Genomic DNA, 13690 nt, shown 5'->3' with positions numbered 1-13690 from the left:
TTCTCTCGCGGACACGCTTTACTCGTGCCGCCCGGCCTGCAAGGCTTAGCGCATGAACGATACCCCCGCGACGCCGAGCGCCGGCGCCCACGTCACCGACGAACACATCGCCCGCGCTCGCGAGGTCCTCGGCCAGCACCGCCAATCGATTGACAACATTGATGCGGCCCTCGTGCATCTGCTCGCTGAACGCTTCAAGTTCACGAAGGCCGTGGGGGCACTCAAGGCCGAGCACGGCCTTCCTGCCGGCGATCCGGATCGTGAAAAGCACCAGGTTGAGCGCCTCATGCGCCTCGCCGAAGAATCCGGGCTCGACCCGGTGTTCACGCACCGCTTCCTCAATTTTCTCGTGACCGAGGTGATCCGCCACCACGAGCAGATCGCGGCGGAAAAGTAGCACCGCGCTCTCCACACGGACCGGCAGAGCACCAGCGCACGCACAAGAAAGGGACCGCCCCGCGCCCAGCGCGCGAAGCGGCCCCACTCGTGCACACTGCGCGCTAAACAACCTCGCTCTGGCGGTACTCCGTCATCGCGTCAATGATCCAGCGCGCCACGAAATCGGCGAAACTCGCGCGCGGGTAGAGGCGCCACACATTCTGCTCCACGCGGTGCAAAAGGATCGGCACGTGCGCGAGCTGAGTCGCGATCGCGCGGCCCGCGGGGAACTCACGCGGGTGAAGATCCGCGTTGCAGCCCTTCTCGAGCAGGTCCTCGCTGGCGCGGCCCGAAAGCTCAAACACGGTGCGGTTCGCGGAAAGATCCACGGCGTGCCCAGGAAGTCCCTCGAGGCAGGCTTCGAAGTCGGCGACGGCGGCCTGCGTCGTATCGGAGGGATCGACGTACAGGAATTCGTCGGGCGAGAGCCACAGAACGTGGCTGGCGTCGGACCTTCCCGCGACCTCACCAACCCGCGCGGGAAGCGCAAAGCCGAGCACGCGTTCAAGCGCGTGTGCGCTCTCGCTTCCCGGCTTCGCGCGAAGCCCCACCTGAAGAGGCGAGTCGAGTTCCGTGAGTGCTACCGAGCGCATTCCGCACACGCGCGCCGCCTCCATCTCACCCGCGAGATGCGCGGCGGGCGTGACGCGGAATTCTTTCAACTGAGCGTTAGCCATCGCGGCGCTCTCCTTCCGGATCAAACAGGCACAGGGGCCCAATTTCTACATCGACGAGGCGGCCATCCACGGGGCTCGAGATGATCTCGCCCTCGTGCTCGCGACCGCGCTCGATGAGCGCGAGACCAAACGTGCGGCCGAGCGCAACCGAGTCGTAGCTCGAGGTCACCCAGCCGATGTCCTCGATTTGCCCGTTGCCGGGCAAGAGCGGGGTCGTCACATCAGCATCGCGCACCGTGAGATCCGTGCCCTTCTCCACGAGCTGTGCACCCTCGCGAAGGCGAAGCCGGCGGTCCACGGGCAGAACCGTCACGAGGTGACGGCGATCCTCCGCCGCGGTGTGGGCCCGGGCAAAGGAACGCTTGCCCAGGAACTCTTCCTTCTTCTTCGACACGACCCAGCTCATGCCGGCATCCTGCGGCGTGACCGTGCCGTCGGTGTCCTGGCCAACGATGATGAAGCCCTTTTCCGCGCGCAGAACGTGCATCGTCTCCGTGCCGTAAGGAGTAATCCCGAACTCGCGCCCGGCCTCCTCAACGGCCTCCCACACGGCGAGACCGTAGTAGGCCTCGACATTGATCTCGAAGCACAGCTCGCCCGAAAACGAAATGCGGCACACGCGCGCCGGAATGCCGTTTGCGAGGGTCGTGTCGCGAAACGCCATGAACGGGAAGCCCTTCGCGGAAACATCGATGTTCGGGACAACTTTTTCGATGACGGCGCGCGACTTCGGGCCCGCGACCGTGATCGTCGCATACTGCTCCGTGACCGACGTGAACGTCACGTCGAGCTCGGGCCACTCCGTTTGCGAGTATTCCTCGAGATGGTCGAGGACCTTCGCAGCACCCGACGAGGTGGTGGTCATGAGGAAGCGATCCTCCGCGAGGCGCATCGTGACGCCGTCGTCGAAGATCATGCCGTCGGGCGTGCACATCACGCCGTAGCGCCCCATGCCCACCTTGAGCAGGCGGAACGAATTCGTGTACACGCGGTCGAGGAATTCCGCCGCGTCCTTGCCACGAATCTCGATCTTGCCGAGCGTTGTGCCGTCCATGAAGCCGACGGATTCACGCACGGCCGCGCATTCGCGGCGCACCGCCGCATCCATCGACTCGGCGCCCTGAGGGTAGTACCAGGGGCGTTTCCACTGGCCCACGTCCTCGAATTTTGCGCCGTGGGCGAGGTGCCACGGGTGGATCGACGTGACGCGCGCGGCATCGAACAGGTCGCCGCGCTCGCGGCCCGCAATGACCGCGAACGACACGGGAGAGTAGGGGGCGCGGTAGTTCGACACCCCCACCTTCTCGAGGTCATCTTCACCGAGCGCCGCAGCGAGGATCGCCATCGCGTTGACGCCCGAGGTTTTGCCCTGGTCGTTTGCGGTGCCGATCGAGGTGTAACGCTTGATGTGCTCGATGCTGCGCATACCTGCCCCGTAGGCGCGCATGACCTCGGCGACGGCCTGGTCGCGCTGGAGATCCACGAAGTGCTCGTTCCACTCGCCCGGCTCGCCCTCCTCCGCGGGCACGAGCCACACGGGCTGCACGGGGGAGTGGTCAAGAGGCAGTGCGGTTCCGACGCTTGCTTCGGCCACCTCGCGCTTCAGTTTTCCGGCGTTGAAGCCCTTATTTTCGGCGGCGGCCTCGCGGGCGTCGATTCCCGCGCGGTGGCCTGCCTCGAGGGCATCGTTGAGTGCATATTTGCCGGTGAGGGCGCCCGCGTGGTGCTGGTGGGCAACGGGGGAGACGGGCACGAAGCCCGCGATGTCCGTGTTCCACGTGGTCTTTCCCTGGCGATGGGTGTGGAGGTGAACGGTGGGGCTGTATCCGCCCGAGACGGCAAGGAGGTCGACCTTGATGTGGTCCGCTTCGCCCGTGAACTCGGCGTTGCTGTCGAGGCCGCGCACCGTGACGGCACTCAGGAGCCCGCCCTTGCCCGCGTCGGTATCGACTACGGCGGAGCCCGCGTAGAGGGCCGCGCCGATCTCGCGCGCGATTTTCTCGCAGTGCTCGGGCACGCGGCGCCGGGCATCGATGATCGCGGTGACCTTCGCCCCGGCCGCCGAGAGGTCGAGCGCGCTCTCATAGCCCGCGTCGTTGGTGGTGAACAGGGCCGCACGGCGTCCGGGGAGGGCGCCGTAGCGGTTGAGGTAGGTGCTCACGGCCGAGGCGAGCATGATACCCGGGCGGTCGTTGTTCTTGAACACGAGCGGTCGCTCGAGAGCGCCGGTCGCAAGAATGACCTCCGCGGCGCGAAACTGCCACATGCGCTGGCGCGACACTCCGGGGCGCTTGGCACGTGGAAGGTGATCGGTGCGGTTTTCGACCGCGATCACGTAGTTTGCGTCGTAGCAGCCGAAGGCGCTCGTGCGCGGAAGGTACGTGAAGTCGCGGTTCTTTTCGAGCTTCTCGATTTCGGTGCGTGCCCATTCAGGGCCGCTGACGCCATCGATCTCGACATCGCGCGCCGAGAGAAGCGAGCCGCCGGGCACGGGCTGGTCGTCGATAAGCACGACCCTGCACTGGCCTGCGAGGGCCGAGCGCGCAGCGGCAATGCCCGCGGGGCCCGCACCCACGATGAGCACGTCCACGTGGCGGTGCTTGTGGTCGTAGAGTGCCGGATCGGGACGCGGATCGAGTGCGCCCTGGCCGGAAACGAAAAGGGTCTCGAGGCCGGGCGTGGCCGGGACGGTTGTCACGGGCAGCATCGTCTCGTCGATATCGTGCGCGTCGCGTGAGCGCACCGTGATGAGCCCGTTCGGCTCTTCGATGCCCGCCGCGAGGATTCCTCGTGGGCGGTGGCGGTACATCGATTCGGCCGTGTGGAGTCGTCCGGAGGCGATCAGGGCCGAGGCAACGGTGTCGCCTTCGAAAGCCTCGATCTCCACACCATCAACCGTGATGGTGAAGGGCTCGCCGTTCGCGAGGCCGTGCCGAGGGGAATGCTCGGGGGATAGTCGCATGCTCACTTGGTCTCTCCCATCGTGTGGGCGGCCTCGTTGCCGCCGTCAAGCTCGGGGCGTTTCTCGCCCGCCGGATAAAACGCGAGGAACTCGTGGGTTGCCGTATCGCGCAGGGCGTTGAACCATTTGCGGCAGCCGCCCGAGTGCAGCCATCGCTCGGCGTACTCGCCTTTGGGGTTTGAGCGGTAGAACAGGTAGTGGGCCCATTCGGCGTCGTTCAACTCCGCGGTTTTCTCGGGGTAGGCCACGTGGGCTTCGCCGCCGTAGTGGAACTCGATCTCGTCGCGGTCGCCGCAGTGGGGGCACGTGAGAAGAAGCATCGTTGGTCTCTCTTTCGCCGTGGGTGATTAGTGAGCGACGGCAGCGGCGCCGTGCTCGTCGATCAGGTGGCCGGTCGTGAACCGCTCAAGGGAGAACGGCTCATTCAATTCGTGGGGGCGGTCGTTCGCGACCGTGTAAGCGAAAGCCCAGCCGCACGCGGGGGTGGCCTTGAAACCGCCCGTGCCCCACCCGCAGTTGATGTACACGCCCTCGACATCGCACAGCGACATGATGGGCGAGGCATCGAGCGTGACGTCCACGATCCCGCCCCACGTGCGAAGCAGGTGCGCACGGGAGAACACGGGGAAGAGTTCGATTGCCGCGGCGATCTGTTCCGAGACCACGTGGAACGAGCCGCGCTGAGCGTAGCCGTTGTACTGGTCAATTCCCGCGCCCATGACGAGTTCACCCTTGTGCGCCTGCGACACGTACATGTGCACGTGGTTGCTCATGACGACCGTGGGATGCACGGGCTCGAAAAGCTCCGAGACGAGGGCCTGGAGCGGATGCGACTGCGTGGGCACGCGCACCCCGAGTTGATCCGTGAGGGTCGTGGTGTGGCCCGCGGCCGCAAGCGCGATCTTGGGGGCGAGGATTCTTCCGCGAGTGGTCTCGACACCGATCGCGCGGCCACCGTCGGAAAGGACCTTCGTGACCTCGCAGTTTTGGATGATGTCCACGCCGAGCTCATTGCACTTGCGCGCGTAGCCCCACGCGACCCAGTCGTGTTTCGCGATGCCCGCGCGCGGCTGGTAGGTCGCGCCCATAACCGGGTAGCGCACGTTGTCGCTGATGTTGAGAATCGGGCACACCTCTTTGACCTGCTCGGGCGTGAGCCACTCGGCGTCCACGCCGTTGAGCTTGTTCGCCTCGACTCTTCGCACCGATTCGCGCACATCGCCGAGCGTGTGCGCAAGATTGAGCACGCCGCGCTGGGAGAAGAACATTTCGTACTCGAGTTCTTCGGTGAGGCCCTCCCACAGCTTCATCGCGTGTTCGTAGATCGCCGCGGATTCGTTCCACAGGTAGTTCGAGCGGATGATCGTCGTGTTGCGGGCCATGTTGCCGCCCGCGAGCCACCCCTTTTCGAGAAGGGCGATGTTGGTCATCCCGTGGTTTTTTGCGAGGTAATACGCGGTGGCGAGTCCGTGACCGCCGCCGCCCACGACGATCGCGTCGTAGGTTTTCTTCGGGTCCGGGTTATCCCACAGGAAATCGGGGTGTTGGGGTAGCTCTTCCGCCACGGGGGCCTCCTAGGTTCTCGTCATTGAGAAAACGACTGGGCGTCATTTCCACGGAAGGTATTGGTGTCGATCCTAGAGAGAGACCTAGAGGCAGTCAAGCACTCAGTGCAACCAGGTTGCTTTCGTGGCAACAAGGGGGGGGGAGTCTTTGTGAGAGTGTTCGTATGTGCGGCCGGTCGTACTGGCCAGGGTGTTGGACCACAGCGCCCCCGCTGCGGCACGAGTTACCTTAGGGCCAGTGCGGTGCGTAAGCCGCGGTCAACGAGCTGCATTGTGTGGAGTGAGAGCGCGCCACCGTGGCGGAGTACCTCGTCTTCATCAATCGTTTCGAGATCGTCGCATAGTACTCGGCCCACGAGGGGATCGTACGAGCTGAGTTTCACGATGCTCTCGAGCGGGGGTTTTTCGGATGTCGTTATTCGAGCGACGATCGCACTCTTCAGGGCCCGGTTGCGTGCATTGTTGGAAACGACGAGAAAGGGCTTTTCTCCGTATCCCAGGTCTACCCAGTAAATATTCCCGCGAGTGAGGGTCATTCGGTGCCTGCTTCGGCTCGTCGTCTCGCACGCTCATGACGGCGCTTACGCCCGTGGTCTGCGGCAGCCCGATCCTCTTCGTTAAGTGTCGCCGCGTAGGCGGCGTAACCGGAGGCGTTTGCAGTTTCCTGCACCTTGTCGCGTGCAACGTTCAGAAGAGTGCTCAGTGCCTGAGCCTCAGAAAGGTGGTCGGGTAGCGGGCCTACGAGCGCTTCAACTGCTTCGCGAGCGGGGGTGCCAGGAGTGCGTATATCTCGGGTGAAAGTGGACATTTCTGCATCAACCGGAACGCTTTTTCGGGAGAGAGTGCTGGTGCTCATGTCAACAGCGTAACGCACATGCAGCATGATCTGCAGCAGTAAATGCTGCACGGTTGAGGAGTGTGATGATAGGCGAAGAGCCCCGAGAGCCACGGAGGAGCGAGGTCCTGCCGTGCCCCTCGGGGCCCTTGCGGTGATCGGCCGTGTCGCTTTGGCCGGTACGCGCCTACTTCTTCTTTGCCGGTGGCTCGCCGAGCTCGACCTTCGAGAGCGTAATCGCCCCATCGGTCGAGGTCTCGAGCGTGAGGTCCTCGATCGAGCCAAGCGCACACACGTCGAAGCGCACGCTTTCGAACTCGGCGAGTGCTGCCTCGGGAAGCGCGAGGGTCGCATGGAGCATCGGGGTCTTCTGCGAGACCTTCGCGTCACTCTTGACCTTGCGCACCGAGATGATCGCCTCACTCACGACCCGCAGAAGTGATTCGTCCTGGCCCGCAGCGGCCTTTGCGAGCGGCGCCGACGTGGGCCACGCTTGCGCGTGCACCGAGCCTTCGCGCCACCAGCTCCACACCTCGTCGGTCGCGAAGGGGAGGTACGGCGCGAAAAGCCGCAGCAGGGTCTCGAGCGCGATCTGGAGCGCCGCGCGAGCCGAAGCCGCAGGGCCCTCGCCAGCGGCGCCGTGCGCGCGGTTCTTCACGAGCTCGATGTAGTCATCACAGAACGTCCAGAAGAACGGTTCGATGACCTCGATCGCACGCGCGTAGTCGAGTTTCGACATCGCCGCGCTCGCCTGATCCACGACGCTCGCGAGGGAAGCGAGCATCGCACGGTCGAGCGGCTCGGTGACGGCGGCTGGGTCCGCAGGAAGGGTGACCTCCGGGTCCGACGCCACTTCGCCAAAACCGAGCGCGAACTTCGAGGCGTTGAGAACTTTGATCGCGAGGCGGCGGCCGATCTTCATCTGGCCCTCTTCGACCACCGTGTCCGCTCCCTGGCGGGCACGTGCCGCCCAGTAGCGCACGCCATCCGAACCGTACTTCTCGAGAAGGTCGATCGGCGTGACGACATTGCCCTTCGACTTCGACATCTTCTTGCGGTCCGAGTCGAGGATCCAGCCGTTGATGCTCGCGCCCGTCCACGGAAGCGAATCGGTGAGAAGATGTGAGCGCACGACCGTGCTGAACAGCCACGTGCGGATGATGTCGTGGCCCTGCGGGCGAAGATCCATCGGGTAGACCTTCTCGAAGAGGTCTCGATCATCGAGCCAGCCGGTCGAGAGGAGCGGCGTGAGCGAGCTCGTCGCCCACGTGTCGAACACATCCGGGTCGGCCGTGAAGCCGTTCGGCTCATCGCGCTGAGACTCGTCGAAGCCTTCCGGCGCATCGAGGGTGGGATCCACGGGAAGGCGATCCTCGGAAGGAATGAGCACGCGGTCGTAGTCGATTTCGCCCTTCGCATCGAGGCCGTACCACACGGGGATCGGCACGCCGAAGTAGCGCTGGCGGCTCACGAGCCAGTCGCCCGTCAGGTTCTCGACCCAGTTGCGGTAGCGCGAGGCCATGAATCCCGGATACCAGGTGAGTTCCTCGCCGCGCCTCAGCAGCGCCGTGCGCAAAGTGCCGTCGGCCTCATCGCGCCCACCGTTCGTGATGTACCACTGGCGGCTCGTGACGTACTCGAGTGGTTTATCGCCCTTTTCGTAGAACTTGACCGGGTGGGTGATCTTCTTTGGCTCGCCCACCATGTCGCCAGTCTCGGTGACCATCTCGACCACGCGCTTTTGCGCGCTGAATACGGTGAGGCCCGCGAGTTCGGCGTAGCGCTCGCGGCCAGCCTCGCTCGTGATCCACGGGGCGTCCTCGAGGAATCGTCCGTCGCGGCCGATCACGGCGCGCGTGGGAAGGTCGAGTTCGCGCCACCAGATCACGTCGGTCGCATCGCCGAACGTACAGATCATCGCGATGCCCGCGCCCTTATCAGCCTGTGCGAGCGGGTGCGCGAGAACGGGCACCTCGACCTCGAACAGGGGCGAGAGCACCGTCGTGCCGAATAGCGGCTTGTAGCGTTCGTCGTCGGGATGCGCGACGAGCGCGACACACGCGGGAAGAAGCTCCGGGCGAGTCGTCTCGATGAACACCTTCTCGCCGTTATCGGCGCGCGTGAAGCCGAGGCGATGGTACGCGCCCTCGCGGTCGTGGTCCTCCTGCTCGGCCTGCGCAACCGCGGTACGGAACGTGACGTCCCACGGGGTGGGCGCCTCGGCCTGATAGGCCTGGCCGTTCTTAAGATGCGTGAGGAATGCCTTCTGGCTCACTGCGCGCGAATTGTCGTCGATGGTCTGGTAACGCAGGTTCCAATCCACCGAAAGGCCGAGGGTTCGGAATGTGTGCTCGAAGGCCTTCTCATCTTCCGTTGTGAGCTCGAGGCACAGCTCGATGAAGTTCTTGCGGCTGATCGGCAGCTGGTTTTGAGGCTTCGCGGTCTTCGCGTTGCCGCCGCGGTGGGGCGGTTCGAAGTTCTCCACGTAGGGGAGGCTCGGATCGCAGCGCACGCCGAAGTAGTTCTGCACGCGGCGCTCCGTGGGCAGGCCGTTGTCGTCCCAGCCCATCGGGTAGAACACGTCCTTGCCGATCATGCGGTTGTAGCGCGCGAGGATGTCGGCCTGGGTGTACGCAAACACGTGACCGATGTGCAGCGAGCCCGAGGCTGTGGGCGGGGGAGTGTCGATCGAGAAGACCTTCTCGCGGCTCGTCTCGCGGTTGAACGCGTAGACCTTCGCGCTTTCCCACTGCTCATCCCACTTGCCCTCGAGACCATCGAGGCTCGGGCGATCGGGGATTGCGGGGGTCATCGGTTGGGCGGTCGAGTCGTGACCTGCGTCGTGGCTGTTTTCGCTCATGCGCTCATTGTTTCACGCATGCACGCGTCGGTGGTGCTACGGGGGCGTGAGATGCCACAACGAGAAGCGCTGAAAAGCTCAGTCTCACGCTGGGCCCTTTGTGCCCGGTAGGCCTCTAGACGCGGCATACTATAGGGGCGAGCCGGCGTCGGACTCCCACGCCCGGCCCTCACGACGCCCGCAAGCGGAAGGTTCCCATGAAGCGCCCCGACCCCACCGGCCACGAACTCGAATTTGAGGCGGGTGAGCTGTTCTTCTCCACGACCGACGAGCGCGGCCACATCGATAAAGCCAACGATGTTTTCGTGCGGCTCTCGCGCTACGAGGAGAGTGAGCTCAAGGGCGCCCCGCACAACATCATTCGCCACCCCGATATGCCCTCCGGCGTGTTCCGCCTGCTCTGGGAATCCGTGGAAAAGGGCCAGCCATTCGCGGGGTACATTCGTAATCTCTCTTCCGACGGTAGCCACTACGACGTGTTTGCCACGGTCACACCTCTTCCCGAAGGTGGGTACCTTTCCGTGCGCTCGAGGCCCATGAGCACCGCCACCTTCAACGACGTGTTCGAGGCCTACGCCGTGATCGTTGCCGAAGAAAACAAGCTGCGCGAGCAGGGACGGAGCGCGCGCGAGGTCGCGGGCGTGGGCGCGCAGCTCGTGGATGGCGCCGTGCGGGATCTCGGCTACGACGGCTACGACATGTTCCAACGCAAGGCGCTCCTTCGCGAGGTCATGCTGCGCGAGGAGGCTCTCGAAGGCACCCTCGGCATGGTCGTCACGAATACGATCGACCTCATCGTGCGCGCCGCCCTCGGCATCCACGCTGAGGTGAGTGTGCTCTCGTTCGATCAGGAGACCCTCGAAACAATCGCGAGCTACACCGATTCGGTTCTGCGCCGCATCCGCAAAGACATCGACCTTCAGGCCGCCGCCGAGCTCGGCCTGTGGGACTCGAGCGACAACGCCCTGCGCCCGCGGCTCAACTCCCTCACGGGCGAGCTTTCGACCCTTGCAGCGCTCTCGCGCGAAACGCAGTTCCAGATTTCTCTCGCACGCCTCCAGGCCGCGATGGTCACGCAGTTTGCGGACGAGCGCTTCGAAATCGAAGAGCCGGCCGCGCGCGCCGAGGCCAATAGTGCGATTCGCGACCTCGTTTCCGCGCTCCTCGCGGATCTTGACGTCATGCTCCAGCACATCGGTTCGCTCCACGTCGCGATTCACCGAGCTCGAACCTCGATCGAAAGCGTGAGCGCGAAGATGCACGAGCGGCGTGAGCTCGTGGATAACTTCCTCGACGAATCCTTCGAGCAGGGCACGGACCTCTCCGAGCGTGCCGAGGCACTTGAACCCCACTTCAGTCAGTCGGTGATCGACGCCGACGTTGCGCTCTCGAGGCTCGAACGCCTCGCGAAAGCGCTGCACGACTTTGACGCCGAATATGACGCGGCGCCGCTCGAACGCATGCGCGAGCAGCTCCTTGAAGCCCTTGAAAACACGGAGATGTGATGGATATGTCTTGGCGAGAGACACGGACGGCGGTGGTGACTGGCGCGAGCTCCGGAATTGGGCGCGCCACGGCGCTTCGTCTCTACGAGGAGGGGTACCGCATTCTTGCGATCGCCCGCCGACGCGAGCGACTCGAGGAGCTCGCGCGCATGGTGAACAACCCCAAGATGTTCGCTGTTCTCGCCTGCGACGTGAGCGTTGACGGCGACGTTTTGCGCGTCGCCGAGTACGTTGAGCGCGAGTTCGCCGGAAAACTCACGACGCTGTGCAATATCGCCGGCGGCGCGCTCGGCGTCGAGCAGGTCGCCGATGCCGCCTTCGACAAGTGGGAGGGCATGTTCCGCTCCAACGTGATCGGCGCGGGCCGCGTGACAAAGGCGCTCCTTCCCGCACTCGAGGCCAGCGGTCACGGCGACGTCGTGTTCCTGACCTCGACGGCGAGCCAAGCAGCATACGAAGGTGGTTCCGGCTACAACGCCGCGAAGGCCGGCGAGCACATGATCGCTGCGGCCCTCAGGCTCGAGCTCGCGGGTAAGCCGATCCGCGTCATCGAAATCGCGCCCGGGCTCGTGCGAACCGAAGAGTTCAGCCTCACGCGCCTCGGTGGTGACCAGGCCGCTGCCGACAAGGTCTACGAAGGTGTGGAGAAGCCGCTCACGGCCGACGACGTCGCCGACGTCATCGCGTATTCCGTCAATCTCCCGCACCACGTGAACCTCGACCTCGTGACGCTGCGGCCGCTCGCGCAAGCGGCGCAACACAAGCTCATCCGCACCACGTGAGGCCACTCGAGCTCCCCGACACGAGACTCAGCGACGGCCAAAAGGTCGAAACGACACGCATCCTCGCGCTCTTCTCCCCGCACAGGGGAACGCTTGCCATCGTTCTCGCCCTCATCGCACTCGGTGCCCTCACGGGTGTGATCTCGCCGTTCCTCGTGCGCGAGATCGTCGATGTTGCGCTGCCCGAAAGCAACGTTGCGCTTCTTGCCTGGTGCGCCTTTGGCATGATTGCCGTGTACGTTGCAGGGGCGATCTTCACGGTGCTGCAATCCTTCCTCTCGACCCGCGTGGGACAGGCCATCATGCACGACCTGCGAGTGCGGGTTTTTGCACACCTCCAGCGCATGGGGTTGCCGTTCTTCACCTCGACGCGGACCGGCGAGATTCAGTCACGCATCTTTAACGACATCGGCGCCATGCAGTCGGTCGTCACGAACGTTGCCACCCAAATCGTCTCGGCGAGCGCCACGATCCTCATGAGCGCAATCGCGATGATCGCGATGGACTGGAGGCTCTTCCTTTTTTCGCTCGTCACCACACCGATCGCGTCGGTCCTGAATCGACGCGTGGGCAAGCGGCGCCGGGCACTCGTCAAGCGTCGGCAAGAAGCCGCCGCCGATCTCTCCGCCCACATTCAAGAGTCCCTTTCCGTCTCCGGAATCCTGCTGTCCACGACCCTTGGTCGCTCCGCACCGATCATCGAAGCGTTCGACAACGAATCGCGCGACCTCTCGCTGCTCGAAGTCGAATCGGAAATGGCAGGCCGCTGGATGCAAGGCCTCTACTCCGTGCTCCTGTGGATCATCCCGGCCCTCACCTACCTCATTGGCGGGGTGCTCTTCATTCGGGGCATCGGGGATCTCACGGTTGGCACGCTCGTCGCATTTGTGGCGATGCAAACGACGCTCTTCCCGCAGCTCAACACCCTCTTGCGCGTCGCTACCCAAGTGCGCGCGAGCCTCGCGCTGTTCACGCGCGTGTTCGAATACCTCGATCTCGAGATCCCCATCAAGGAAGCGGAAACGGCGCAAACCTTCCCCGGCGGGCGCGCCCGCGGTCACGTGAGTTTTGAGGACGTGCACTTCGCGTACCCGGGCGCGGAACGCGACACGATCGCAGGAGTGACGTTCGAGGTGCCTCGCGGCACGCACACGGCGATTGTAGGCAGCACGGGAAGTGGGAAAACGACTCTCGGCTACCTCCTCTCGCGGCTCTACGACGTGAGCTCGGGGAGGGTCCTGATCGACGGCATCGACGTGCGGGAGTTGACGCTCGACTCGCTCGCGGGCGCCGTCGGAGTGGTGACGCAAGAGACCTACCTGCTCCACGCGAGCATTGCCGACAACCTGCGGTTCGTGAAGCCCGACGCAAGCCAAGCCGACATGGTGCGGGCCTGCGAAATGGCGCAAATCCACGCCCACATCGAGGCGCTCCCGCACGGCTACAACACGATCGTGGGGGAGCGAGGATACCGGTTCTCGGGAGGGGAGAAGCAGCGCCTCGCGATCGCGCGAACGATCCTTCGCGACCCGCCCATTCTGCTTCTCGACGAAGCCACGAGCGCGCTTGACACCGTGACGGAGCGCGCCATGGGAGGGGCGCTGCGAAGTCTCAGCGAGGGGCGCACGACGATCTCGATCGCGCACAGGCTCTCGACCGTGCGCGATGCCGATCAGATTCTCGTGGTGAAGGCGGGGCGCATTTGCGAGCGCGGCACCTTCGACGAGTTGCGTGCCGCGGGCGGCGAGTTTAGCCGCCTCGCGACGGGTGGGCGCCAGGCGTAAGGCTCTTAGGCCTCCACCTCGATGTGGCCCACGCCGCGGTCGACGCAGCAGGCGATGCGCGTGCCGTGCTCGTCTTCCTCGAGGTACTCGTTCTCGTATTCGACCTCGCCGCTCACGAGCGGGACGACGCACGTGCCGCACGTGCCTCCCTCACACGAATACTTCATGGGAACGCCGGCATCGAGAAGCGCCTGGAGGAGCGACGTGTCTTCGTCAACCTCAACGGTCACGTTGGACTTGGTCGCGGTGGCGGTGAACGGTTCCTTATCGAAGAGGCCCATG

General features: G+C 64.6%; 12 protein-coding genes. 4 read left to right on the top strand and 8 right to left on the bottom strand.

What is annotated here, in order from left to right:
- Positions 1–52 precede the first annotated feature (52 nt).
- A complete protein-coding gene (locus NBW56_RS03965) occupies positions 53–397 on the top strand; it encodes a chorismate mutase (protein ID WP_250258047.1) in 345 nt (114 codons plus the stop codon).
- 103 nt (positions 398–500) lie between these two features.
- Here NBW56_RS03965 and NBW56_RS03960 read toward each other — a convergent pair whose 3' ends face one another.
- The 7 genes from NBW56_RS03960 to valS all read right to left on the bottom strand — a co-directional run bounded on the left by NBW56_RS03960 (position 501) and on the right by valS (position 9337).
- Entirely contained in the window at positions 501–1115 is a 615-nt protein-coding gene (locus NBW56_RS03960; RefSeq protein ID WP_250258046.1) for a sarcosine oxidase subunit gamma, read from the bottom strand.
- Positions 1108–4077, bottom strand: coding sequence for a 2Fe-2S iron-sulfur cluster-binding protein (locus NBW56_RS03955; RefSeq protein ID WP_250258045.1), 2970 nt, complete (start codon positions 4075–4077; stop codon positions 1108–1110). The genes NBW56_RS03960 and NBW56_RS03955 overlap by 8 nt, the downstream gene beginning before the upstream one ends.
- Before the next feature lie 2 nt (positions 4078–4079).
- On the bottom strand, positions 4080–4397 hold the full coding sequence (locus NBW56_RS03950) for a sarcosine oxidase subunit delta (RefSeq protein ID WP_250258044.1): 318 nt from the start codon (positions 4395–4397) through the stop codon (positions 4080–4082).
- Positions 4398–4424: 27 nt separating this feature from the next.
- Positions 4425–5642: a sarcosine oxidase subunit beta family protein gene (locus NBW56_RS03945; RefSeq protein ID WP_065248292.1), complete on the bottom strand. Its 1218-nt coding sequence runs from the start codon at positions 5640–5642 to the stop codon at positions 4425–4427.
- A gap of 224 nt (positions 5643–5866) precedes the next feature.
- Positions 5867–6178, bottom strand: coding sequence for a type II toxin-antitoxin system PemK/MazF family toxin (locus NBW56_RS03940; protein WP_239379330.1), 312 nt, complete (start codon positions 6176–6178; stop codon positions 5867–5869).
- Positions 6175–6498, bottom strand: coding sequence for a hypothetical protein (locus NBW56_RS03935; protein ID WP_065248284.1), 324 nt, complete (start codon positions 6496–6498; stop codon positions 6175–6177). Before NBW56_RS03935 ends, NBW56_RS03940 begins: the two co-directional genes overlap by 4 nt.
- A gap of 166 nt (positions 6499–6664) precedes the next feature.
- Positions 6665–9337, bottom strand: coding sequence for a valine--tRNA ligase (valS, locus tag NBW56_RS03930; protein ID WP_250258043.1), 2673 nt, complete (start codon positions 9335–9337; stop codon positions 6665–6667).
- A 197-nt stretch (positions 9338–9534) separates the two neighbouring features.
- On the opposite strand from valS, the gene NBW56_RS03925 reads away from it, so the two are divergent.
- Genes NBW56_RS03925 through NBW56_RS03915 form a run of 3 tightly spaced genes read left to right on the top strand, consistent with a single transcriptional unit; the run spans position 9535 to position 13408 of the window.
- Positions 9535–10842 carry a PAS domain-containing protein gene (locus NBW56_RS03925; protein ID WP_250258042.1) on the top strand — a complete coding sequence of 436 codons (1308 nt, stop codon included), beginning with the start codon at positions 9535–9537 and terminating at the stop codon, positions 10840–10842.
- Complete coding sequence (locus tag NBW56_RS03920) at positions 10842–11624, top strand: SDR family oxidoreductase (RefSeq protein WP_250258531.1); 783 nt, start codon at positions 10842–10844, stop codon at positions 11622–11624. The genes NBW56_RS03925 and NBW56_RS03920 overlap by 1 nt, the downstream gene beginning before the upstream one ends.
- Positions 11621–13408: an ABC transporter ATP-binding protein gene (locus NBW56_RS03915; protein WP_250258041.1), complete on the top strand. Its 1788-nt coding sequence runs from the start codon at positions 11621–11623 to the stop codon at positions 13406–13408. Before NBW56_RS03920 ends, NBW56_RS03915 begins: the two co-directional genes overlap by 4 nt.
- A gap of 5 nt (positions 13409–13413) precedes the next feature.
- Here the strand turns inward: NBW56_RS03915 and NBW56_RS03910 are convergent, their stop codons facing one another.
- Complete coding sequence (locus tag NBW56_RS03910; protein WP_065248279.1) at positions 13414–13689, bottom strand: 2Fe-2S iron-sulfur cluster-binding protein; 276 nt, start codon at positions 13687–13689, stop codon at positions 13414–13416.
- Position 13690 lies beyond the last annotated feature (1 nt).

Origin of the sequence: Dermabacter sp. Marseille-Q3180, from assembly GCF_940792985.1 — a bacterium.
GTDB lineage: Bacteria > Actinomycetota > Actinomycetes > Actinomycetales > Dermabacteraceae > Dermabacter > Dermabacter vaginalis.
Note: the sequence above shows the minus strand (reverse complement) of the source record. Positions and strands in the feature narration are given on the sequence as shown.

Coding starts and splice junctions, on each gene's coding strand:
- NBW56_RS03965 (WP_250258047.1), top strand. CDS start 53: ATGAACGATACCCCCGCGACGCCGAGCGCCGGCGCCCACGTCACCGAC.
- NBW56_RS03960 (WP_250258046.1), bottom strand. CDS start 1,115: ATGGCTAACGCTCAGTTGAAAGAATTCCGCGTCACGCCCGCCGCGCAT.
- NBW56_RS03955 (WP_250258045.1), bottom strand. CDS start 4,077: ATGCGACTATCCCCCGAGCATTCCCCTCGGCACGGCCTCGCGAACGGC.
- NBW56_RS03950 (WP_250258044.1), bottom strand. CDS start 4,397: ATGCTTCTTCTCACGTGCCCCCACTGCGGCGACCGCGACGAGATCGAG.
- NBW56_RS03940 (WP_239379330.1), bottom strand. CDS start 6,178: ATGACCCTCACTCGCGGGAATATTTACTGGGTAGACCTGGGATACGGA.
- NBW56_RS03935 (WP_065248284.1), bottom strand. CDS start 6,498: ATGAGCACCAGCACTCTCTCCCGAAAAAGCGTTCCGGTTGATGCAGAA.
- valS (WP_250258043.1), bottom strand. CDS start 9,337: ATGAGCGAAAACAGCCACGACGCAGGTCACGACTCGACCGCCCAACCG.
- NBW56_RS03925 (WP_250258042.1), top strand. CDS start 9,535: ATGAAGCGCCCCGACCCCACCGGCCACGAACTCGAATTTGAGGCGGGT.
- NBW56_RS03920 (WP_250258531.1), top strand. CDS start 10,842: ATGGATATGTCTTGGCGAGAGACACGGACGGCGGTGGTGACTGGCGCG.
- NBW56_RS03910 (WP_065248279.1), bottom strand. CDS start 13,689: ATGGGCCTCTTCGATAAGGAACCGTTCACCGCCACCGCGACCAAGTCC.